The following is a 19,488-nucleotide window of genomic DNA, read 5'->3' as shown; positions in this document are numbered from 1 at the left end:
AAACCGCATTGCGCTACACATCAGATAGCGCAATGCGGTTTTTTCATGCCCTGACGCGCCCCCGCAAGCACAAGCGCAGCGCATAACTAAATAACCAATAACTTCCTGTTACACCACCGGGATATTGAGCTTGTCAGAGCCGGTCCGCTTCCTAGAATCCGACTCCATCAGCTCTGCCTGCTCCGCCCCTGCCCAGAAGAATGCTCGACATTCGCCACACATAACAAAGGCCGTGCACATTCAGGCATCGAGGTCATAAATCCCCCACGCGGCCTTGCGTGGGGACAACGGGAGGCCCCATGCGATCGAAACCCTTGCTCACTTCAGCGCGCCCTGCGCTATGGCTGGCTTTTGCCCTGGCAGCGCCGCTGCCCAGCCTGGCCAACCCTGCTGCCACCTCCTTGCGTGTGCAGGATGTAGCCGTGCTGGCTGCCAGCTGCGCCAACTGCCACGGCCCGGACGGCCGCTCCACGGGCGTCATTCCCCAGCTTCGCGACCTGCCTGAGGCCCATCTGCTGCAGCGCCTGCAGGCCTTCAAGGCTGGCACTGCCAAGGACGCCACCGTCATGACCCGTCTGGCCAAGGGCTACGACGATGAGCAACTCAAAGCGCTGGCCCAATGGTTCAGCAAGAAGGGCCAGTAAATGCAGATCAATCGTCGTCAAATTCTCGGCGGTGCCGCCGCCGGCGCAGCCAGCTTCGCCATGCCCGCCATCGTGCAGGCCAAGGCAGCTTCGGCCCATGTGGTCGTGATCGGCGGCGGCTTTGGCGGAGCCACGGCCGCGCGCTATCTGCGCCAGTTCGCGCCGCATATCCAGGTCACACTGGTGGAGCCGGCCGAGCGCTTCTATACCTGCCCCTTCTCCAATCTGTACCTGGCCGGCCTGCGCAGCTGGGACAGCATAGGCCACGGCTACGGCGGCCTGCGCAAGGCCGGCGTGAACGTGGTCCACGCACGGGCCGACCAGGTCCTGACCGACTCCAGGCGCGTGCTGCTGTCCAACGGTCAGGCGCTGAGCTATGACAAGCTGGTGCTCTCGCCCGGCATCGACATGCGCTGGAATGCACTGGAAGGCTATGACGAGGCGGCCGCCCAACTCGCTCCCCATGCCTGGAAGGCCGGAGCGCAGACCCAGTTGCTCAAGAAGCAGCTCGAAGCCATGCCCGACGGCGGCAAGTTCGTGATGGTCATCCCTGCCAACCCTTTCCGCTGCCCGCCCGGCCCCTACGAGCGCGCGGCCATGGTGGCGCACTACTTCAAGAAGCACAAACCCCGGTCCAAGATTTTGCTGCTGGACGACAAGGATGCCTTCTCCAAGCAAGGCCTGTTCATTCAGGGCTGGAAGGCGCTTTATGGCGACATGATCGAATGGGTCAAGCAGGCCGATGACGGCAAGGTCACGCGCGTGGATGCCAGGAACCTGGAAGTGGAAACTGCGTTCGGCACCAGGCACAAGGCCGATGTGCTCAACGTCATCCCGCCCCAGAAGGCCGGCTTTATCGCCGACCGCGCCGGCGTAACCAATGCCAGTGGCTGGGTGCCCGTCAAGCCCGAGTCCTTTGAGTCCACTCAGGTCCAGCATGTCTATGTGCTGGGCGACGCCACGATTGCCGCGCCCATGCCCAAGTCCGGCTTTGCCGCCAATACACAAGGCAAGGTGGCCGCTGCTGCGATTGCCGCCGAGCTGAGCGGCCAGCCCCTGCCTGCGGCGGCCTTTGCCAACACCTGCTACAGCCTGATCGGCACCGACTACGGCATCTCCGTGGCCGGCGTCTACCGCACGGCAGCGGGCAAGCTGATCGAGGTGCCAGACTCCGGCGGCGTGAGCCCCTTGAACGGCGATGCCGCCTTCCGCAAGGCCGAGGCCGACTACGGCGCAGCCTGGTACAAGGCGATCAGCGCGGATATCTGGGGTGGTTGACTAGAGGCATCCCCCTGAGGCGCTGACGCGCCTTCCCCCTTCTCTCGTTGCGCTTCGCTTGCGGGAAGGGGGACGCTGGCTTTGCTGCGGGGCGGCCCTTGCTCGCCAGCCCGAGCGAAAGTTCATGCTTCATGCGCTGGATGCGAATCTCTGCCACCCGCCCTCCTCTGCTTTATTGAACGACTGATATGTTGTTGTGGTCTGTTTTTTTGCTGGGCATGGCCTTCGGCGTCGCCGCGCGGCTGGGGCGTTTCTGTCTGCTGCGCGGCCTGCGCCAGCAAATGGGGCTGGATACCGAAGTCGCGGCGGGCCAGGCACCTGCATTGCAGGCCTTTGCCCTGGCCTTGGCCGTGGCCTTGCTGGCCTCGCAGGGGCTGCAGGCTCTGGGAATGCTCGATCTGAGCCAGGCCGCCATTGCGCGGCCCAGCTTTTCCATGGCTGGCGTGCTGATTGGTGGTTTGCTGTTTGGCATCGGCATGGTGCTGGCACGCGCCTGCGGAGCACGCTCTCTGGTGCTGCTGGCGGGAGGCAATCTGCGCTCTCTGGTCACCGTGGTGTTTCTGGCGCTGGGCGCACAACTGGCCATGACGGGTGTGCTGACGCCTCTGCGCCTGTGGCTGCAGGCCCTCGCCCCCCTCACTCTGGCCCAGGCCACCTTGCCCGCCTATCTGTCTTCCCTGAATACATGGCTGCTGACGCTTGGGCTGGCCTTGCTGCTGCTGGCCTATGCCCTGCTGCGTCCCGGCCTGCGTCAAAGCCGCTTGCAGTGGGGCAGTGCGTTGCTCATAGGCCTGCTGGTGGCTGCCGGCTGGTGGCTGACTGCGCATATCGGGGTCGATGAATTCGAGCTGGCCCGCCTCACCTCGCTGAGCTTCATCGGCCCGATCGCCGAGACTCTGCTCTATCTGCAACTGTCCGTGGGCCGCGAGCCCGGCATAGGCCTGGCGCTGACGGCTGGCGTGCTCGCCGGCGCATTTCTCGCAGCCTTTGGCAGTCGCACGGCACGCTGGGAAGGCTTTGACTCCACCAGCCGGCTGGCTGCCAGCGCCGGTGGCGGCCTGCTGATGGGCGTTGGCGGCGTGCTGGCCGCAGGCTGCTCCATCGGCCAGGGGCTGAGCGGGCTGTCCACGCTGTCGCTGGCCAGCTTTGCGGCCGTTGCCGGCATCCTGCTCGGAGCGCTTCTCAGCCTGCGCCTGCTGCGCCAGCAATAGCGCTGGCTTCGCTTGGGTATTCACCTCCGGATCAGGACCTGCTCCTAGAATCTCCAGCCACCAGCTCTGCTTGTGCCGAGTGTCGGCTGAGAGGCAATCCCATCGCGCTGCGCCCAAGCTTGCTTCCCTCCCCCGAATCCAAGGCCTGAATCAGGCCCCATTCCCATTACAGGAGCAATGCTCATGCAACGTCGCCATTTCCTCTGGACTCCGCCCGCACTCGCCCTGGGCGCCGCTGCCGGCCCGGCAATGGCTGCACCCGCCATCATCAGCAGCCAGTCGCCCATCCTGCCGCGCAAGGGCAAGGGGCCGCGTATCGTGATTTGCGGCGGCGGCTGGGGCGGCCTCACGGCGGCACGCTATCTGCGCGAGCTGATTCCCGCTTCCGACGTCGTGCTGCTGGAGCGCAATCCGACCTTCTGGTCCGGCCCCATGAGCAACAAGTGGCTGGTGGACATAGTTGGCACGGACTTCGTGAACCGCGACATGCTGCACCCGGCCAACAAATACGGCTACACACTGCTGCAGACCGAAGTCACGGGTTTTGAGCGCGACAAAAAGCTGGTGCGCACGGCCCATGGCCTGATCGAGTACGACTTCCTGATTCTCTCGGGCGGCATTCGCAACGATTACGAGGCCTGGTTCGGCAACGACCAGCACGCCATCGAGTACACGCGCACGCATTTCCCCAACGCCTACATCCCCAACCAGGAGATGCTCTCGCTCAAGAGCAAGGTCAAGAACTTCAAGGGCGGCACGCTGGTGATGACGCTGCCGCCTCCACCGCATCGCTGCCCGCCCTCGCCCTATGAGCGCGCCTGCCTGATCGCCTGGCATATCAAGAAGAACAAGATTCCCGGCAAGATCCTGATCCTCGACCCCAAGCCCAAGATCGCCCCCATCGGCGTGGGCTACAAGCAGGCTTTCGAGGAGCTGTACGCAGACATCATCACCCATGTGCCCAATGCCGGCGTCAAGGAAGTGGACCCCTTCAACAAGCAGATCAAGACCGCTGCGGGCGACTTCAAGTTCGACGACGCCATCCTCATGCCGCCCCACCAGGCCGCCGACATGGTCTGGAAGGCAGACCTGATAGGCAAGGATGCCGCCACCGGCAAGCCCACGGGCTGGGCCGATATGCATAACCGCCTGTTCCATGCTAGGAGCGACGACCGCGTCTACTTTGTGGGCGATCTGATGGGCGCGATCTCGCCCCAGTTCGGCCACTATCCCAAGAGCGGCCATGTGGCCAACTACATCGGCAAGATCGTCGCCCGGAACATTGCCGAGCGCGTGGCCGGCAAGGAGGTCGTGGCCCGGCTGCCCGACAACCTCTGCTACATGATGGTCAACGGCGACCCTCAGGAGGAAATTTCGGTGAAGTTCGAATACGAGGTGGACGCCAGCGGCCAGGTCAACCAGACCCAGATCGACATGGATGTGCGCACCTCCGATCTGGTCAAGGAAGACTTTGCCTGGATCAACGGCAAGTTCGGTGATTTCTTGGGCACTTAAATCTCCCCCTGAGCGGCTTTGCCGCTTCCCCCTCTCTCTTCGGGAGGGGGACGACGCCCTCTGCTAGGCGCCCCCGCCGCGAGGCGGCTCTTGCTTGGCGTCTCTCGCTTGGAGGCGGTGCGAGTTTTGAAGTTTTGTTAATTGGATTGAAGAGAAGCAATGTTCAAGAACACCACCCGTAGAAGCATGGTGCTGAACGCGGCGGCAGCCGGGGCCAGTCTGGCTCTGCCCGCATCGGCTCTGGCGCAAGCCAGCAGCGCAGCCAAGACTCCCCTGGTCGGGCCACTGGCGCCGAACCCGGCCGAGTTCAAAAAGCTCATGGAGCAATTCACCGGCGGCAAGGCCACTCAGGCCGATGGTCTGCAGCTCGATGTGCCCGTGCTGGCCGACAACCCCAGTGCCGTGCCCGTCAAGGTCAAGGTGACGCTGCCCATCACCGAGCAGGACTGGTGCGAGGAGATCATTGTGCTGGCCGAGCTCAACCCCTCGCCGCTGACTTGCCGCCTGCAATTCTCTGCGGCCGCAGGCACGGCAGAGGCGGCGGTGCGCATTCGCCTGTCCCAGTCGCAGACCGTGCACGCCCTGGCGCGCATGAAAAGCGGCAAGGTGCTGGTAGCAAAGCAAGCAACGACGGTAGCCGCCAGCGGCTGCGGCATGTGAGAGGAACATAACTATGAACAAACCAGCTCGCGTATGGGTCAGCAATGCCAACCCCAAGAAAGGCGAAGTGCTGCGCGTGCGCGCGCAGATGGAACATGTCATGGAAAGCGGTCTGCGCACCGACCCGGCCACGGGCAAGGTGCGCCCGCGCAATATCGTGAGCCGTTTCGAAGCCCGGCTGGGCAACACCTTGCTGTTCAGCTGGGAACCAGGCATCTCGATTGCCCAGAACCCTTATATCGAGTTCACCTTTGTGGCGCGCGAAAGCGGCGAGCTGAATATGCAGTGGAAGGACGAGCAAGGACAGACACTGAGCGCCCAGAAGACGATCAGCGTCGCCTGATCGCGAGAGCCATGAGAAATGGCGCCCCACGCTTGCCCACTACGTGTGGCCGCGGCCCCGGCGTTTTCATCTTGGAGCGGCCCGGCGATGAAAAAGCCCCGCCCGGTTTGCACCGGAGCGGGGCTTTTTTCATGGATGACAGACCTCAGTTGCCCTGATAGCGGCCGGGGCGATGGCTGATCCACAGGAACATGCTCATGATGACCGCAGCGAGCACCGAATACGCCACACGCTCCAGCGGCACGATGGCCAGCGCCAGCAGCACAACAGTGCAGTCGATCATCATCTGCACCTTGCCGGCGCGAATGCCGTAGCGGTCCTGCAGGTAGAGAGAGACGATGGTGGCTCCGCCCAGGCTGGAATGATGCCGTGCGAGGAACAGGCAACCCGATCCCATGAGCAAGCCCCCAGCCACGGCCGCATAGAGCGGATTCAGATAGTCGATATGGATGAAGCGTGGGCCCACATCGGCCATCAGCGCCAGCATGGCAACCGAGACAAAGGTCTTGATCGTGAACTCCGCGCCCATGCGCTTCCAGGCAAACCAGTAGAACGGCAGATTGATGACGAAGAAAATGGCGCCGAAAGGCAGTCCCGTCACATAGTGCAGCAAAAAGGCCACGCCCGCCGTGCTGCCCGTGAGCAGTCCCGCCTGCGCAAACAGCATCATGGTGATGGAGACAAACAGCGAGCCCGTGAACAGGGCCTGCGCGTCCTCGAAGCGGCCATGGCGCAGGCCCGAAGTGGCCGGTTCAGCAGCAGCGGGGGCATCCATGCGGCCGGCCAGAGCAGAGCTGGCCGAAGAAGATAGCGGTGTCGACATGTCGGGTAAGACAGCAAGATTGATGCCCATGATCTCGATAAAGACCGGGGCGAGCCGATGCGGATAACACCGGGAAACCCCTTAATTTTACGGATGGACTCATGCTGTATGCACATGATTTGCTGCAACGCAACAAATCCCGAAGGGGAATTTCAGAGGCAACCCCGTCGAATATTTCAAGCTTTTTGGCTTCCATCGCTTACCGGTAAAGCGCTAAAAGCTATTAATTCAGAAGCATCTCGACTCCCCCGCCACCACAGCATTCAGGCCCTCTCCAGACCAGAGGCAAAAAAGCCCTGTCTGCACCATCGCAAACAGGGCTTTTAAGAGATCCGGTGGCTTTGCAGGCGATCAGCCGCGCGGCTCGTCGGGCAGGCGTTCGCGGTTGAGCGTGCGCAGCACCCGGCCATCGGCGCCAAAGGTCACCGTGAACTGCATCTCGCGCGTGGGCGGATCGATGTAGTTCCAGTCCCAGTCGGTTTCCTGCTTGAGCTTGTAAGTCATCATCTTGGCAGGCTTGCCCAGCATGCGGCGCACCTCGTTTTCCTCCATGCCGGGCACGATCTTGGCAAACACATGCGGGGCCAGCACCTGGCGCAGCGCGCTCATCTTGCCGTCAGTGTCTATGGTGATCATGTAGTTCCTGGCACCGGCCGGCTGACGGTTGTACTCGAAGGTTCGCGAGCCGTCTTCCTCGTTCCAGATGCGCTCGGGCTCGCCGAACCGGGCGCGCACATCGGCCTCGGTGGACAGGCCTTCCTCCAGCTCCTTGATCTTCTGCTCGTCGCAGCCCAGCAGCGCCAGGGTGCTGATAGCAGCCGCCGCCAGGGCCGCCGTCACACGGGAAAAAATATTCATGGGCTTGGATCACAATGCTTGCCAGACAGAATGCGAATTCTGACATCAAGCCACCCGCGCACGCGCGCCACTTTTGCAAACGCTTGTCAAAACGGAGCTATCCCCAGTGAGCACAACCATAGAGCAGCTGTTTTCCCAATTCACCAGCGCCGCACAGGCGGCCCAGGATCAGCAGGACAAATGGCTGATCATCGATCCCGTCTACGAGCACCTCGAAACACTGCAAGATGCCGCACTGGAGCAGGTTCTGCCGCATATCCTGACGCTGATCGAAACCTATCCCGAACTGGACTATGGCGGCCCCGGTCCGTTCGGCAGCCTGATCGAGGAACACCCCATGGCCGCCTACACCCCGGCCTTGCTGGCGTCGCTGGAGCGTCAACCCAGCGTGCAGGTGATAGGCTGGCTGGACCGCACCATGCGCGTGGACGAGGACTTCCAGCGCAATGACCCGAACCCGGTCGGAGCCACCGAATTTGCCGCTGTGCTGCGTAAGATCGTCGATTCGCCACTGGCCTCGGACGACTGCAAGGAGTTCGCGCAGATCTGTCTCAAGGATCTGTAAGAACGAGCTTGCGATCTCCTCGCGCCGCGACAGAGGCTTTGCGGGATGGAATGCCAGGGGGCGGCCCCCCCGCGCGCGATACCGTAGCAATAGCCGTGCTATTGCGAGGATTTGCGCGGCCGGCGAGGCAACGCCGCATACCGCCCCTGACCGGGCGCCCGCAAAGACACTGTCCCGCAGGGTTGGCGCGAAATCGGACGATTTCTGCACTCTGTCTCTTGCTTGCACCCCGGTGCAAGCGGCGAGCCATCGCTTCGAACTCATCCCGATTGCGCTCCAACGCGGCTGCGTAGAGATCGCAAGCACGTTCTAAAGGCCCGGAGCGGGCCTGGCGTCCGCGACGGGCTAAAATCCGCTGTTCTGAGAGGTTTTACACATATGTCTTTCTTCCGCCGCCCCGACTACCGTTCCGACACCACCAACTTCATCAACGACCTGAAGCAGCAAAAGCCCGAGCTGGACAAGCAACAGCAAGCCGGTCGCGCCCTGCTGTGGGACAAGGACGTGAACTATGAAGTCTGGGAAGATCTGCGCGCCGGTCGCGTGGAACAACAGCCCTACGTGTACCAGACCAACCATTCCTGATCTTTTCGATGAAATCAGCCTCAAGCGCTTACTCATCAAGCGCGCTCAGCTCTGCAATCCATAGCAGACCATGAGCGAGGCTGAAGAACAGACTCTGTTGCCGGGCCAGAACCCGGACGCTTCTGATCCGTCGCCTTCGGTCGTCGATCAGGTGGCCCTGGCACGCCTGTACGGCGAGCCCCTGTTTGCGCTGCCCCAGGATCTCTATATCCCGCCCGATGCGCTGGAAGTCTTTCTCGAAGCCTTTGAAGGCCCGCTGGACTTGCTGCTCTACCTGATCCGCAAGCAGAACTTCAATATCCTCGACATCCCCATGCTGGACGTGACGCGCCAGTACATGACCTATGTGGACGAGGTACGCAGCCGCAATCTGGAGCTGGCAGCCGAATATCTGCTGATGGCGGCCATGCTCATCGAGATCAAGTCGCGCATGCTGCTGCCGCCCAAGAAGCAGGAGGATGGCGAAGAAGCCGAGGATCCGCGCGCCGAGCTGGTGCGCCGCCTGCTCGAATACGAGCAGATGAAGCTGGCCGCCCAGCAACTGGGACAGCTGCCCACCTACGGGCGCGACTTTCTCAAGGCCACGGTCTATATCGAGCAAAGCCTGCAACCGCGCTTTCCAGATGTGGAAATCGGCGAGCTGCAAGCCGCCTGGCGCGACATCCTCAAGCGCGCCAAGCTGGTGCAAAGCCACAAGATCACGCGCGAAGAGCTGTCGGTGCGCGAGTACATGAGCCAGATCCTCAAGCAGCTGCAGGGTCAGCGTTTTGTGGAGTTCGAGCGCATCTTCAATCCAGAAAAAGGCTCGACCGTGCTGGTCGTCACCTTTATCGCCATGCTGGAGCTGGCCAAGGAAACGCTGATCGAAATCACCCAGGCCGAAGCCTACGCGCCCATTTATGTGCGCCTGGCCTATACCCCGGTGTGAGGCCGGAGAACAGTTGCAGGGCCTCGGCCTTGTAACCCTATGGCCCACCAGAAGTTCAGCAAGGGCTTACATTCGCATCCTGGGCTGCAGCACGCCAGCCTCCTGTTCCACCGCGCCTTGACGCGACACACACGACATGACATACAGCGTCAAAGAAATTTTCTACACCTTGCAAGGCGAAGGCGGCCAGGCCGGCATGCCAGCCGTGTTCTGCCGCTTTGCGGGCTGCAATCTGTGGACTGGCCGTGAGCAGGACAGACCCAAGGCCATCTGCCAGTTCTGCGACACCGATTTTGTCGGAACCGACGGCACGCTGGGCGGCAAGTTCGCCACGGCCGATGAACTGGCCGAGCGCATTCTGGGCCAGTGGCCCGCCGACGACAGCCGGCACCGCATGGTGGTGTTGACGGGCGGCGAGCCTTTGCTGCAGGTCGACCAGGCCCTGATCGCAGCCCTGCATGTGCGCGGTTTTCGTATCTCGGTGGAAAGCAATGGCACGGTGGCCGCACCCGAAGGCATAGACTGGCTGTGCATCAGCCCCAAGGCCGGTGCGGACTGGATTCAGCGCAGCGGGCAGGAGCTCAAGCTGGTCTGGCCTCAGCCCACGTTCGATCTGGCGGCCATTGAAGCCAGCACCGAGTTCCAGCACTATTTTCTGCAGCCCATGGACAACGCCCAGCAGAGCAGCAATATTGCCGCCTGTATCGCGCAATGCATGCAGCGCCCCGGCTGGCGCCTGAGCCTGCAAACCCACAAGCTCACTGGAATTAGATGACCCCCCTGAGTCGCTTCGCGCCTTCCCCCCAGGGAGACGACGGCCTTTGCTGCGGGGCGGCCCTTGCCGGCCGTCCGCCATGGGGTCCGCTCCCAACTCAAAGGCCGAAGACAATGCTCAGCGTCACCGATCACTGATATGCAGTTCACCGTTCACCAGCGTTTTTTCTTCGATGCCGCCCATACCCTGGAGCGGGCTATCGAGACCGAGAGCAGCCGCCGCATTCACGGCCATACTTACTGGGCCGAGGTCAGCGTGAGAGGCCCGCGCAATCCGGACAACGGCATGGTCATCGACCTCGGCCACCTGCGCGCGCGCCTGGAGTTGCTGCGCGATCAGCTAGACCATCACTTTCTCGATGAAGTGCCGGGCCTGGGCAAGCCCACGCTGGAAAACCTCTGTCTCTTCATCGCCAATGCCCTGGCCGACCTTGAGCCTGCGCCCAGCCGCATCCGCGTCTGGCGCGACAGCATCGGCGACGGCTGCGTGCTCGATCTGTCCTGAAGACAGCCACCGCATAGGCCCCGAAACAAACCCCAAAAAAAGGCCCCGCTATTGCGGGGCCAGCTTGCTGAGAGTCAGACGGCTTCCCCACCAGGAGGCCTAACTCGGCAAGATCATCAGACAGCAGAGTGCGGCAGCCGCCGCAGCTCTTTGCTGCCCATGCTCTTAGAAATTGTGGCGCAGGCCGATTTCGTAGCCCGTCAGGCTCTTGCCCACAGCAGGTGTAGGGCTCAGCGACGAACCCAGCTTGCGGGAAGCCTTGTCGTCGTTGCTCATGCGTGCCACGGCCGCATAGATTTCGGTGCGCTTGGACAGCTTGTAGCCATAGCCCAGGGCCAGACGCTGGGAGTCCGCATCGCTTTGCTTCTTGTCCTTGTACCAGGTATAGGCTGCGCGCAGTTCGCCGGCGCCCAGAGGCATCTTCACGCCCAGGCTGTACAGATCGACACGCTTGCCGTTGCCGCGGTCCGACGCGATCAGCAGCATGGGAGTGACAACGCCGAAGTTGTAGGAAGCCCCCAGATTCATGGTCTTGTAGTCCACGCCAGCGGCAGCCGTGCCGCCGCGGGCGATGCCGTAGGCTGCGGCAACGTTCAGGGGACCGTTGGCATAGCCCAGACGCAGGCCGGTGGAGCTGGCCAGGCTGTGGTCGTCGGCCTGCTCGCCAAAGCTGTGGGTCAGCTGACCGTAGACGCCACCCAGCTTGGGCAGCAGATAGCTGATGGCATTGGAGTTGCGCTTGGGGTTGGAGCCTTCGGAGGTGCCTGCAGCCGAGCCGCTGATCAGGTTGTGGCCGTTGATGGCGCCCATGCCGGTGTCACCGAAGGCATGAAAGGTCTCCAGGTTCTGGTAGGCGGGGGTCTTGTCGCGACCCAGGCGGACTTCACCGAAGTTGCCCAGCAGGCTGACGGTGGAGCGGCGATCGAATTTGAAGCCGGAAGCCGTGCCGTCGTCCACGCTCAGGCTGCCTTCCAGCCAGAAATCGGCCTTCAGGCCGCCGCCCAGATCTTCCACGCCGCGAAAGCCCAGACGGCTGCTGGAGTTGCCGCCGTTGGCCAGGCCGGAAACGCTTTTGCCGGTCGTGGAGATGTGGGCCACCGACACGTCGGCCACGCCAAAGACGGTCACGCTGGATTGAGCCAGAGCACCGGCGGAAACGGTCAGGGCGGCAAGGGCGAGAAGAGTTCGTTTCATGCTGTTCACTTGTTTGTAGAAATGAGAAAGCCCATGCAGTACGGAGATGGCCTGCTTTGGACGGGCCCCGTCTGGGACTGAAGTCATTAAACAAAGTGAAAATGAAACATTAGTTACAACCCTTAAATTCTCAACAAAACAACAATCTCAACCACAATCGTCACATCGTCCTACATCAGCGGTTGGCAGAACTATCGACATCGAGAATGCGCAGGCGCCGCATTTCCCTGTCAATGCCCTCAATGAACTACATGGGTTTTACCGATCGCATTTAGACTTGCGTGATTTTTCGCAAGCACAGGCCTGCCCCATTCCAGCAACGCGCAAAGCGCCCCAGAGAGACAACCATGTTCCGCACCCTGCTCAAATCCAAGATCCACCGCGTCAAGACCACGCAATGCGAGCTGCACTACGAAGGCTCCTGCGCCATCGACGAGGATCTGCTGGATGCCGCCAACATTGCTGAAAACGAACAGGTCCATATCTGGAATATCGACAACGGAGAGCGCTTCGTGACCTACGCCATCAAGGGCGAGCGCGGCTCGGGCATGATTTCCGTCAACGGCTCGGCTGCCCGCCGCGCCAGCGTGGGCGATCTGCTCATCATTGCCGCCTTTGCCCAGGTTCATGAAAGCGATGTGGCCGAGCACCAGCCCCAGCTGGTCTTTGTGGACGACAGCAACAAACAGGTCGAGCTGCGCCACAAAGTGCCCACCCAGATGCTGTAAAACGGCTTTTGCCTCCAACACCGAGCGAGAGAACTCCATGCCTCATCTGCATATTGAATACACCGACAACCTGACCGGCCTGAACGAGCGCGAGCTGATGCGCGACATCAACGCAGTGGTCTGCTCCCATCCCACCGTTCTCGATGAAGCCGATGTGAAGGCCCGTATTGCCCGCCTGAACATGGACCATGTCTATATCGGCACCCAGCCCGAAAAGCGCGGCTTTGTCCATGTACACCTGCAGCTGATGGCAGGCCGCAGCACCGAAGCCAAGAAGCAGATGTCGGACGGCATTGCCGAAGTCCTGCGCCGCCTCGTGCCCCAGCCTGCCGATGTGATGGTGCAGCTGAGCGTGGACGTATCCGATATGGACAAGGCCACCTACTTCAAGGGTCGCCTCTAAGTCCTTCACGACTCCCGCAACAGCGCCCGCAGCCCCTGCTTGCGGGCGTTGCTGTTTCAGGGACATCGGCCTGAATAAAAATCGCCTTGCCTTCTCCAAAGGCACAAACAGCTCTTGAATCATGAGCAGACCTGACTCTCGCCCCCGCTGCCCCCACTGTCACCGAGCACTGCACACCTGCATCTGCTCGCTGGCTCAGGCGGTCGCGCATCAGGCCGAAGTGCTGATCCTCATGCATCCCATGGAAGTGCATGAAGCCAAGGGCACGGGGCATTTGCTGCATCTGTGTCTGCCGCATAGCCGGGTGATGGTGGGCGAGGAATTCGATGCCGCCGAGCTGGAAGCGGCTCTCCATGGAAGCTGGACCAGTTGGGCCGATACCGATGGTGCGCCACGCCACAGCCTACTGCTCTACCCCGATACCGCAGAGCAGGATGCCGCCCTGGAGCTGGCTGCGGCCAGCCCCCTACCCTTGCCCTGGCCGCAGCCGCCAGAGCGCCTTCGGCTGGTGGTCATCGACGGCACCTGGCGCAAAAGCCGCAAGATGCTCTATCTCAATCCTGCTCTGCAAGCCTTACCGCGCCTGCCCCTCCAAAATGTGGAGGACTCCGGTTACGCCATCCGCAAGGCCCATCTGCCAGGACAGCTCTCCAGCTTCGAGGCAGCGGCCCAGGCCCTGGCACAGCTGCACAACTGGACAGCAGATGGGTCAGCCAATGCAACACTGCATGAAGTCTTCAAGCAGTTTGTGACGCAGCAAATGCAGCTGCGCCAACACAATCAGGCACCCCAAAGGAGCGCCTGATGTTCAGCCGTCAAACGGCTTTTCGACTCAGCGGTTGTTGACCACCTGCTCAGGCACATCGGCAGGCTTGGCGGGATCGGTCACCACCAGAGCGGGGCCGCTGCGCTCGCTCTTGCCGCGCTTGCGCTCTGCTGCTCCATCGTCGGCGCTCAGGCTGTCGCGGGTGTTTTTCTGCACGGCAATCGCACCGAACAGAGCCAGTGCAAAAGCCATGGCATAGAACCCTTTTTCGCTGAGCTGCAACGTGGCGTTGAAGAGACCTGTGCCCAGAAGCAGCACCGCGATGATCAGCGCCACCCAGCTGATGCCGTAGTAAATGCCGGTCACGGCAACGCCTTCGAGCTTGTCGCGCACGGTTTTCTGCAGCGAGATGGCCGAGTACAGGCCCAGCACCAGCACGGCAAAGTAAAAGCCTTTCTCGTTGAGCTGCATGGCTGCATTCCACAGCCCGGCCATGAAGGCTACGACACCCAGCAGCAAGGCGGCCCAGGATGCGCCGACAAAGGCGGTTGAAGGCTTGTGGCTGGTGACGGCTTGAGAGTTCATGAGCTTGTCTCGAAAGTTGTGGTGAACGGATAGTAGAAAATCCATTCTCTCAAGCCAAGAGTTTCTTCACAAGGTATCGCCAGAAGATACCCAAAGAGCTGTTTCACTCATCAGCCACTGGCTTGCCTGAACCGACCCGGCTACGAACCCCGGCGGCAGCGGCTTCATCCGGAGCACGGCCATCTGCCGCTTCATGCGCTGCAGTTGCCCTAAGCAGAAGCCTGCGTGAGCGCAACAACCGGGCGCGCAGGCGCTAATCCTCATCCTCGACTTCATCTCCATCCATGGCGGCATTGAGCTCCTCCTGGACATGGGGCGGCATGCCGTCTTCCCAGCCATGCTCGTCGACATAGGCATAGATATCGGGTTGCTCGCCGGGCACGGCCTGCAGCATGATGGCCGGAATCTGCCATTTGGCTTCATCGCCCTTGACGGCTTCGCTGGTCCAGTCATAGCCAGGATGCTTTTCATTGCCCGTGGGCGAAGCCAGATCGTTGGCCGGATCCCAGCCAATGGTGGCCGGAGCAAGATTGCCTTGTTCAAAGCGCTGGCTCAGCGCCTGCACACGGGCCCAGCCTGAGCGGTTGATGCTGGGAACCTTGTCCTGCGAAGCATAGTGCTGGAAATAGCCAGGCTGCTGATACCAGTACAAGGCCTTGGCAACGGCCGGCTCCAGCTTGGGATGCTTGCTGATCCAGTCGGACAACGCACTGCCGTTGTCGTAGTTCATGGTGGTGACCACGGCCAGCCACTGAAGGGGCGTGGCAGTGGCCAGGAATTCCTTCATCAGGTCCAGATACAGGGCATCAAAGTCGTCGTCATCCATGGCTGAGACTCCTCCAGGTTGCTTACATCCGCACGATAACAAACCAGGCCTAGGCGATCAAACGAGCATCCAGCCAGCCACGCAGGCTATTGATAAAGGCCCAGCCGCTGGCATGGCTTGCCTCTTGCAGCGTCACCACCTGCTCTGTCAGCCGGCCCTGGGACAGGGCCAGTGCCCGCCCCACGCCCGGCAGCAGCCCGCATTGCAGCGGCGGGGTGACCCAGCGCCCATCGAGCTGCACGGCAATATTGCCGCGCGTGCCTTCGGTGATCTGACCGTCCTCGTTGAAAAGCACGATATCGAAAATGCCGGCGATCTGGGGCTTGAAAGCGTCGTAATGCTGACGTACCGAGGTTTTGAAACGCACCACATCGCTATGCGCCACCGCGCTTGCAATGGGTTGATGCGCCAGCTGCAGCGCCACCGGCTGGACCGTGGGCGGCAAGGGCTCGGCCGTGATCTGCACTTCACCGGTGATCGAAAGCGCCAGCCGCACGCGCCAGTCGCCCATGGCATGAGTCTGCCTGGCCATGCGCTCCATATCGGACTCCAGCTGCATCTGCATCAAGGGATAGCGAAAATGCTGCGCAGTGATCTGCAGGCGCGCCCAATGCAGGGCCCAGTTCTGCCAGCGGCCATCCTTGAGCGCCAGGGTTTCGAGGATCTCAAGATTCGTGTTCATGCTCCAACACCTTGCTCAAGCACCTTCAGAAAAGCCTGCTTGTGTTGCCATTCCATCCATTCATCGGCCGCATTGGCGCTGGCCGTGATACCGCTGCCTACGCCGCAGCTCAGGCGCCCATTCCTGAGCACCACGGTGCGAATGGGAACATTGAAAGTTGCGTGAATACTCCCCGGCCTGGCCCCGGGTCGCACCACGCCCAGCGCACCGCAGTAGACGCCACGGGGCTCGGGCTCCAGCTCGCGAATCAGGCGCATGGCCTGGCGCTTGGGCGCCCCGGTGATAGAGCCGCAAGGGAATAGCGCCCCGAATACATCCACCAGCCGCACATCCGGGCGCGTGCGTGCCACCACATCCGAGGTCATCTGCCAGACGGCCGGCAGTGCCTGGACCTGAAACAGCTGCGGCACTTTCACGCTGTGCGGCACGGCTATGCGTGACAGATCGTTGCGCAGCAAGTCCACAATCATCACGTTCTCGGCCCGCTCCTTGGCCGACTCGCGCATGGTTTGCGCGGCCTTCGCATCGGCTTCGGGGGTCCTGCCGCGCGCCGCCGTGCCCTTCATGGGGCGGGTCAGAATCCGCTCGCCGTCCCAGTCGAAAAACAACTCCGGGGACAGCGACAGCACCTGCATGTCGCCGCAATCGACCAATGCCGCATAGCCTCCGGGCTGGGCCTGCTGCAGCCTTGCAAACAGCTCTTGGGCCAGGGCGGAAGTGTCGGACTCTTTCTCACCCGATAGCTCTGCAGTCAAGGGGGCTGTGTAATTGATCTGATAGCAGTCGCCCGCCGCGATGGCCGCATGAATGCGCGCCACATGGGCATCGAACTGTTCGCGGCTCAGAGCCGTCTGCCAATGTATTGCAGCAGAAGGCACGGGCGGGTTCTCCCCGCAGGCAGCCAGCGGCGCGCGATGCAGGCCGAACCAGGCCAGCGGCTGGCCAGTGGAATTCCTATGCACGGCCTCGGCATAGGCGCGATCAAACCCGCTGGCCGCCTCATAGGCCAGCCAGCCCACGCACCACAGGCCTTGCTCGGCGGCCTGCTGCACGGCTTCCAGCACGGCAGGCACGTCCTCGGGCCGATACGCTTGCAAGACCTTCTCGGGCTCGTCAAAGCCATGCTGCAAACGGGCAGCACCCGTCTGCCAGGGAGCGGTGAAATCAAGAACGGTTTTCAAGTCAGATCACCTGCAAGCACACTATCAATATGCGCCGAATGCTATCAAACTTGCTATATCCATCAGCCTGGCATTGCCGGCATAAAAAAACGCGCTGAAGGAATCCCTCAGCGCGCATCCACCAATGGGCCACCTCTGTCGGATGGCTAAGAGAGAACTCTGTTACTTGCCGCCCAGTTGCGACTGGTACTTGGCCACGGCAGCCGTGTAGGCGGGGCTGGCCAGCAGACGCTGGTATTCGGCATAAGCCTTGCGGTACTCGGTGCTGAATTCTGTTTCGACATAAGCCGCAGGCGTGGGCATATAGCCCAGACCTGCACGCTGGTACATCTCAAGGTCGGCCATCACTTCGGCACGACTTTTGCTGGCGGTTACGGAAGTTTGGGGGAGGTCTTGAGCCATGGCAACCGCGGCGCTGGCGGTCAGCACAGCTGCGGTCAACAAACGGGTGAGGGAGCGCATTTTCAATCCTTTCAACGGCGCAGCGGCGGAAAGAAGACCTGCCGCGTACTGCACGACTGAACTATGCGCCCTGCCCCCACGGGCCGTCTGTGCGTTTTCTCACGCAAAAAATCATTTCACATTGCGAAATCAATGTGCTTCTTCGAGCAGCAGCCGCAGGCCATCGACGCGGCAAAGACGCAGATTGCGCCCTTCACGTCTGAGCAGGCCCAGGCGCGTGAGCCGCGACATCTCGCGTGCGACTTCTTCGCGGCTGGTGCCCAGCATCAAGGCCAGATCGTTCTGGCGCGGAGCCGGCGACAGCAGGGCCTCGTCGTTCTCGATTCCCGCCATCTCGGCCCGCTCCAGCAACTGGGCATGCAGGCGGCCCCGCACCGTGAGGGTTCCCAGGCTGACCACACGCCGCGCCAGCACCCCGGCCAGCTCGCTGAGCCGCTGGACCACGGCCCGCATGACCAGAACATCGCTCATGATCAATGCTTCGAGCTCTGCACTGGAAAGCGATGCCACCAGGCTTTCATGCGTGGCCTGCACCTGCACGGACACATGCCTGACCAGAGGCTTGGGCGCGAAAGCACCAAAAAAGAAACCGGGCTCCAGATAACCCAGAATCATGGCCCGCCCGCTGGTGCTGTAGCTGCCGACACTGAGCTGGCCGTTGATCAGCATGTACATGCGCTCATCGGTATAGGCCCCGTGCAGCACCTGTCCCGACTCCAGCCGGTGCCAAAGGCATTGCCCCGCCAGCACGGACAGCCTCTCGTCGGAAAGCGACTCCAGCCAGCTCACGTTGCGCAGCCCCTGCCAGGCAACGGCTGACACAGGCGCTGAAACCGAGGGCTGCGGGGACTCGAGCATGGACATGAACCACCTTGTGCAAAAAGAAATGGAAGGCCGCTGAACGCAGGGCCATGCAATGCATGGCCACACAGCATAGTAAGGTGGCCGACAGCAGCCATACCCTTTTTCAACGTGGCGCTGCAGCGCAGCATCGCATAGACTCGCGGGCAAATTTGCCTGCAGGCTTTTCTGCGGGGCCCAGCCATAGACAAGACCAGGAGACATCCATGACCGCTACCGGCACGCCTTACGGCACCATCCCCCCCTCTTCGCCCCAGCCCCAGCGCCGCCCCGTCAGCCTGCCGCGCCTGGCTCAGATGCGCGCGGCCGGTGAAAAAATCACCATGCTGACGGCCTATGACGCCACTTTTGCCGCCGTGGCCGACGCGGCCGGGGTGGAGTGCATCCTGGTCGGCGACTCGCTGGGCATGGTCTGCCAGGGCCTGCACAGCACCGTGGGCGTGACGCTTCAGGATATGGCCTATCACACGGCCAGCGTCACGCGCGGCCTGCATCGCGCCCAGGCCACAGCCTGGGTGATTGCCGACATGCCCTACGGCAGCTATGCCGAAAGTCCCGAACAGGCCATGCGCAGCGCCTGTCAGCTGATGCAGGCCGGCGCCCATATGGTCAAGCTCGAAGGCGGTGGTTGGACCGCACCCACCGTGCGCTTTCTCGTCGATCGCGGCGTGCCCGTCTGCGCCCACCTGGGACTGACGCCGCAGACCGTGCATGCACTGGGCGGCTACCGCGTCCAGGGCAAGGACGAACAGGCCGCCGCTACGCTGCGCCAGCATGCGCTGGAGTTGCAGGACGCCGGGGCCGCCATGCTGGTGCTGGAGATGGTGCCCGCAGCCCTGTCCGCCCAACTGACCGAAGAGCTGCCGCTGTGCCACACCATAGGCATTGGCGCGGGCAATGGCACGGCCGGCCAGGTTCTGGTGCTGCACGACATGCTGGGCGTGAACCTGGGCAAGATGGCCAGGTTCGTGCACAACTTCATGGCCGATGCAGGCAGCGTCAAGGGCGCCATGGAAGCCTATGTGCAGGCCGTCAAGAATGGCAGCTTCCCCGACAATGCCCTGCACGCCTGGTGAGTCCGGGCTTTTGTTTTTGTTTTCCCCCACTGTTT

The 19,488-nt window shown here is 62.1% G+C and carries 24 protein-coding genes; 15 read left to right on the top strand and 9 right to left on the bottom strand.

What is annotated here, in order from left to right:
* Window positions 1–299: 299 nt before the first annotated feature.
* The 6 genes from ACWGXF_RS19480 to soxZ all read left to right on the top strand — a co-directional run bounded on the left by ACWGXF_RS19480 (window position 300) and on the right by soxZ (window position 5,651).
* Entirely contained in the window at window positions 300–644 is a 345-nt protein-coding gene (locus tag ACWGXF_RS19480) for a c-type cytochrome (RefSeq protein WP_452102367.1), read from the top strand.
* Complete coding sequence (locus tag ACWGXF_RS19475) at window positions 645–1,922, top strand: NAD(P)/FAD-dependent oxidoreductase (protein ID WP_256628475.1); 1,278 nt, start codon at window positions 645–647, stop codon at window positions 1,920–1,922. It abuts the gene before it with no gap.
* 188 nt (window positions 1,923–2,110) lie between these two features.
* Complete coding sequence (locus ACWGXF_RS19470) at window positions 2,111–3,133, top strand: YeeE/YedE thiosulfate transporter family protein (protein WP_452102366.1); 1,023 nt, start codon at window positions 2,111–2,113, stop codon at window positions 3,131–3,133.
* A gap of 183 nt (window positions 3,134–3,316) precedes the next feature.
* On the top strand, window positions 3,317–4,648 hold the full coding sequence (locus tag ACWGXF_RS19465; protein ID WP_003065814.1) for an FAD-dependent oxidoreductase: 1,332 nt from the start codon (window positions 3,317–3,319) through the stop codon (window positions 4,646–4,648).
* A gap of 159 nt (window positions 4,649–4,807) precedes the next feature.
* The gene (locus tag ACWGXF_RS19460) at window positions 4,808–5,308 is read left to right on the top strand and encodes a thiosulfate oxidation carrier protein SoxY (RefSeq protein WP_256628477.1); all 501 of its coding nucleotides are present in this window, start codon (window positions 4,808–4,810) and stop codon (window positions 5,306–5,308) included.
* A 13-nt stretch (window positions 5,309–5,321) separates the two neighbouring features.
* Window positions 5,322–5,651 (top strand): thiosulfate oxidation carrier complex protein SoxZ, encoded by a 330-nt coding sequence (gene soxZ, locus ACWGXF_RS19455; RefSeq protein WP_087080775.1) that lies wholly within the window; start codon window positions 5,322–5,324, stop codon window positions 5,649–5,651.
* Between the two features lie 145 nt (window positions 5,652–5,796).
* On the opposite strand, the gene ACWGXF_RS19450 is transcribed toward soxZ, so the two are convergent.
* Together ACWGXF_RS19450 and ACWGXF_RS19445 are read right to left on the bottom strand one after the other, a co-directional pair.
* Window positions 5,797–6,504 (bottom strand): YitT family protein, encoded by a 708-nt coding sequence (locus ACWGXF_RS19450; protein ID WP_256628478.1) that lies wholly within the window; start codon window positions 6,502–6,504, stop codon window positions 5,797–5,799.
* 321 nt (window positions 6,505–6,825) lie between these two features.
* The gene (locus tag ACWGXF_RS19445; protein WP_003065801.1) at window positions 6,826–7,332 is read right to left on the bottom strand and encodes a hypothetical protein; all 507 of its coding nucleotides are present in this window, start codon (window positions 7,330–7,332) and stop codon (window positions 6,826–6,828) included.
* A 106-nt stretch (window positions 7,333–7,438) separates the two neighbouring features.
* Between ACWGXF_RS19445 and ACWGXF_RS19440 the strand changes: the two genes are divergently transcribed.
* The 5 genes from ACWGXF_RS19440 (at window position 7,439) to ACWGXF_RS19420 (ending at window position 10,689) form a co-directional block, all read left to right on the top strand.
* On the top strand, window positions 7,439–7,897 hold the full coding sequence (locus ACWGXF_RS19440) for a hypothetical protein (RefSeq protein WP_012839635.1): 459 nt from the start codon (window positions 7,439–7,441) through the stop codon (window positions 7,895–7,897).
* A gap of 378 nt (window positions 7,898–8,275) precedes the next feature.
* A complete protein-coding gene (locus ACWGXF_RS19435; protein ID WP_003051953.1) occupies window positions 8,276–8,482 on the top strand; it encodes a DUF3460 family protein in 207 nt (68 codons plus the stop codon).
* Window positions 8,483–8,552: 70 nt separating this feature from the next.
* The gene (locus tag ACWGXF_RS19430) at window positions 8,553–9,410 is read left to right on the top strand and encodes a segregation and condensation protein A (RefSeq protein WP_003065796.1); all 858 of its coding nucleotides are present in this window, start codon (window positions 8,553–8,555) and stop codon (window positions 9,408–9,410) included.
* Window positions 9,411–9,546: 136 nt separating this feature from the next.
* Window positions 9,547–10,185: a 7-carboxy-7-deazaguanine synthase gene (queE, locus tag ACWGXF_RS19425; protein ID WP_012839636.1), complete on the top strand. Its 639-nt coding sequence runs from the start codon at window positions 9,547–9,549 to the stop codon at window positions 10,183–10,185.
* A gap of 138 nt (window positions 10,186–10,323) precedes the next feature.
* Complete coding sequence (locus ACWGXF_RS19420; protein ID WP_003065792.1) at window positions 10,324–10,689, top strand: 6-pyruvoyl trahydropterin synthase family protein; 366 nt, start codon at window positions 10,324–10,326, stop codon at window positions 10,687–10,689.
* A gap of 165 nt (window positions 10,690–10,854) precedes the next feature.
* Here the strand turns inward: ACWGXF_RS19420 and ACWGXF_RS19415 are convergent, their stop codons facing one another.
* The gene (locus ACWGXF_RS19415) at window positions 10,855–11,883 is read right to left on the bottom strand and encodes a porin (protein WP_034355713.1); all 1,029 of its coding nucleotides are present in this window, start codon (window positions 11,881–11,883) and stop codon (window positions 10,855–10,857) included.
* Window positions 11,884–12,230: 347 nt separating this feature from the next.
* On the opposite strand from ACWGXF_RS19415, the gene panD reads away from it, so the two are divergent.
* The 3 genes from panD (at window position 12,231) to ACWGXF_RS19400 (ending at window position 13,819) form a co-directional block, all read left to right on the top strand.
* On the top strand, window positions 12,231–12,611 hold the full coding sequence (panD, locus tag ACWGXF_RS19410) for an aspartate 1-decarboxylase (RefSeq protein WP_003065787.1): 381 nt from the start codon (window positions 12,231–12,233) through the stop codon (window positions 12,609–12,611).
* A 37-nt stretch (window positions 12,612–12,648) separates the two neighbouring features.
* Complete coding sequence (locus tag ACWGXF_RS19405) at window positions 12,649–13,014, top strand: 5-carboxymethyl-2-hydroxymuconate Delta-isomerase (RefSeq protein ID WP_012839638.1); 366 nt, start codon at window positions 12,649–12,651, stop codon at window positions 13,012–13,014.
* 121 nt (window positions 13,015–13,135) lie between these two features.
* The gene (locus ACWGXF_RS19400) at window positions 13,136–13,819 is read left to right on the top strand and encodes a tRNA-uridine aminocarboxypropyltransferase (protein WP_452102365.1); all 684 of its coding nucleotides are present in this window, start codon (window positions 13,136–13,138) and stop codon (window positions 13,817–13,819) included.
* A gap of 27 nt (window positions 13,820–13,846) precedes the next feature.
* On the opposite strand, the gene yiaA is transcribed toward ACWGXF_RS19400, so the two are convergent.
* The 6 genes from yiaA to ACWGXF_RS19370 form a co-directional block, all read right to left on the bottom strand.
* Complete coding sequence (gene yiaA, locus ACWGXF_RS19395) at window positions 13,847–14,365, bottom strand: inner membrane protein YiaA (protein ID WP_003065781.1); 519 nt, start codon at window positions 14,363–14,365, stop codon at window positions 13,847–13,849.
* 253 nt (window positions 14,366–14,618) lie between these two features.
* Window positions 14,619–15,191: a DUF4274 domain-containing protein gene (locus ACWGXF_RS19390; RefSeq protein ID WP_452102364.1), complete on the bottom strand. Its 573-nt coding sequence runs from the start codon at window positions 15,189–15,191 to the stop codon at window positions 14,619–14,621.
* Between the two features lie 49 nt (window positions 15,192–15,240).
* Window positions 15,241–15,873, bottom strand: a complete 633-nt coding sequence (locus tag ACWGXF_RS19385; RefSeq protein WP_452102363.1) for an aminotransferase class IV — start codon at window positions 15,871–15,873, stop codon at window positions 15,241–15,243.
* Window positions 15,870–17,054: an aminodeoxychorismate synthase component I gene (gene pabB / locus ACWGXF_RS19380; protein ID WP_452102362.1), complete on the bottom strand. Its 1,185-nt coding sequence runs from the start codon at window positions 17,052–17,054 to the stop codon at window positions 15,870–15,872. Before pabB ends, ACWGXF_RS19385 begins: the two co-directional genes overlap by 4 nt.
* A gap of 162 nt (window positions 17,055–17,216) precedes the next feature.
* On the bottom strand, window positions 17,217–17,516 hold the full coding sequence (locus tag ACWGXF_RS19375; RefSeq protein WP_003065771.1) for a DUF4148 domain-containing protein: 300 nt from the start codon (window positions 17,514–17,516) through the stop codon (window positions 17,217–17,219).
* A gap of 129 nt (window positions 17,517–17,645) precedes the next feature.
* Window positions 17,646–18,380, bottom strand: coding sequence for a Crp/Fnr family transcriptional regulator (locus ACWGXF_RS19370; protein WP_039049688.1), 735 nt, complete (start codon window positions 18,378–18,380; stop codon window positions 17,646–17,648).
* A gap of 203 nt (window positions 18,381–18,583) precedes the next feature.
* On the opposite strand from ACWGXF_RS19370, the gene panB reads away from it, so the two are divergent.
* Window positions 18,584–19,453 carry a 3-methyl-2-oxobutanoate hydroxymethyltransferase gene (gene panB / locus ACWGXF_RS19365; RefSeq protein WP_003065769.1) on the top strand — a complete coding sequence of 290 codons (870 nt, stop codon included), beginning with the start codon at window positions 18,584–18,586 and terminating at the stop codon, window positions 19,451–19,453.
* The last annotated feature ends 35 nt before the right edge of the window (window positions 19,454–19,488 follow it).

Source organism: Comamonas sp. HJ-2, from assembly GCF_053615495.1.
Note: the sequence above shows the minus strand (reverse complement) of the source record. Positions and strands in the feature narration are given on the sequence as shown.

What these genes read in the sequence shown, in the direction of transcription:
- ACWGXF_RS19465 (WP_003065814.1), top strand. Translation starts at nt 3,317, where the DNA reads ATGCAACGTCGCCATTTCCTCTGGACTCCGCCCGCACTCGCCCTGGGC.
- ACWGXF_RS19460 (WP_256628477.1), top strand. Translation starts at nt 4,808, where the DNA reads ATGTTCAAGAACACCACCCGTAGAAGCATGGTGCTGAACGCGGCGGCA.
- ACWGXF_RS19405 (WP_012839638.1), top strand. Translation starts at nt 12,649, where the DNA reads ATGCCTCATCTGCATATTGAATACACCGACAACCTGACCGGCCTGAAC.
- ACWGXF_RS19480 (WP_452102367.1), top strand. Translation starts at nt 300, where the DNA reads ATGCGATCGAAACCCTTGCTCACTTCAGCGCGCCCTGCGCTATGGCTG.
- soxZ (WP_087080775.1), top strand. Translation starts at nt 5,322, where the DNA reads ATGAACAAACCAGCTCGCGTATGGGTCAGCAATGCCAACCCCAAGAAA.
- panD (WP_003065787.1), top strand. Translation starts at nt 12,231, where the DNA reads ATGTTCCGCACCCTGCTCAAATCCAAGATCCACCGCGTCAAGACCACG.
- ACWGXF_RS19385 (WP_452102363.1), bottom strand. Translation starts at nt 15,873, where the DNA reads ATGAACACGAATCTTGAGATCCTCGAAACCCTGGCGCTCAAGGATGGC.
- panB (WP_003065769.1), top strand. Translation starts at nt 18,584, where the DNA reads ATGACCGCTACCGGCACGCCTTACGGCACCATCCCCCCCTCTTCGCCC.
- ACWGXF_RS19470 (WP_452102366.1), top strand. Translation starts at nt 2,111, where the DNA reads ATGTTGTTGTGGTCTGTTTTTTTGCTGGGCATGGCCTTCGGCGTCGCC.
- ACWGXF_RS19390 (WP_452102364.1), bottom strand. Translation starts at nt 15,191, where the DNA reads ATGGATGACGACGACTTTGATGCCCTGTATCTGGACCTGATGAAGGAA.
- ACWGXF_RS19475 (WP_256628475.1), top strand. Translation starts at nt 645, where the DNA reads ATGCAGATCAATCGTCGTCAAATTCTCGGCGGTGCCGCCGCCGGCGCA.
- ACWGXF_RS19370 (WP_039049688.1), bottom strand. Translation starts at nt 18,380, where the DNA reads ATGTCCATGCTCGAGTCCCCGCAGCCCTCGGTTTCAGCGCCTGTGTCA.
- ACWGXF_RS19435 (WP_003051953.1), top strand. Translation starts at nt 8,276, where the DNA reads ATGTCTTTCTTCCGCCGCCCCGACTACCGTTCCGACACCACCAACTTC.
- ACWGXF_RS19445 (WP_003065801.1), bottom strand. Translation starts at nt 7,332, where the DNA reads ATGAATATTTTTTCCCGTGTGACGGCGGCCCTGGCGGCGGCTGCTATC.
- queE (WP_012839636.1), top strand. Translation starts at nt 9,547, where the DNA reads ATGACATACAGCGTCAAAGAAATTTTCTACACCTTGCAAGGCGAAGGC.
- ACWGXF_RS19450 (WP_256628478.1), bottom strand. Translation starts at nt 6,504, where the DNA reads ATGGGCATCAATCTTGCTGTCTTACCCGACATGTCGACACCGCTATCT.
- ACWGXF_RS19415 (WP_034355713.1), bottom strand. Translation starts at nt 11,883, where the DNA reads ATGAAACGAACTCTTCTCGCCCTTGCCGCCCTGACCGTTTCCGCCGGT.
- yiaA (WP_003065781.1), bottom strand. Translation starts at nt 14,365, where the DNA reads ATGAACTCTCAAGCCGTCACCAGCCACAAGCCTTCAACCGCCTTTGTC.
- ACWGXF_RS19420 (WP_003065792.1), top strand. Translation starts at nt 10,324, where the DNA reads ATGCAGTTCACCGTTCACCAGCGTTTTTTCTTCGATGCCGCCCATACC.
- ACWGXF_RS19400 (WP_452102365.1), top strand. Translation starts at nt 13,136, where the DNA reads ATGAGCAGACCTGACTCTCGCCCCCGCTGCCCCCACTGTCACCGAGCA.
- ACWGXF_RS19375 (WP_003065771.1), bottom strand. Translation starts at nt 17,516, where the DNA reads ATGCGCTCCCTCACCCGTTTGTTGACCGCAGCTGTGCTGACCGCCAGC.
- ACWGXF_RS19430 (WP_003065796.1), top strand. Translation starts at nt 8,553, where the DNA reads ATGAGCGAGGCTGAAGAACAGACTCTGTTGCCGGGCCAGAACCCGGAC.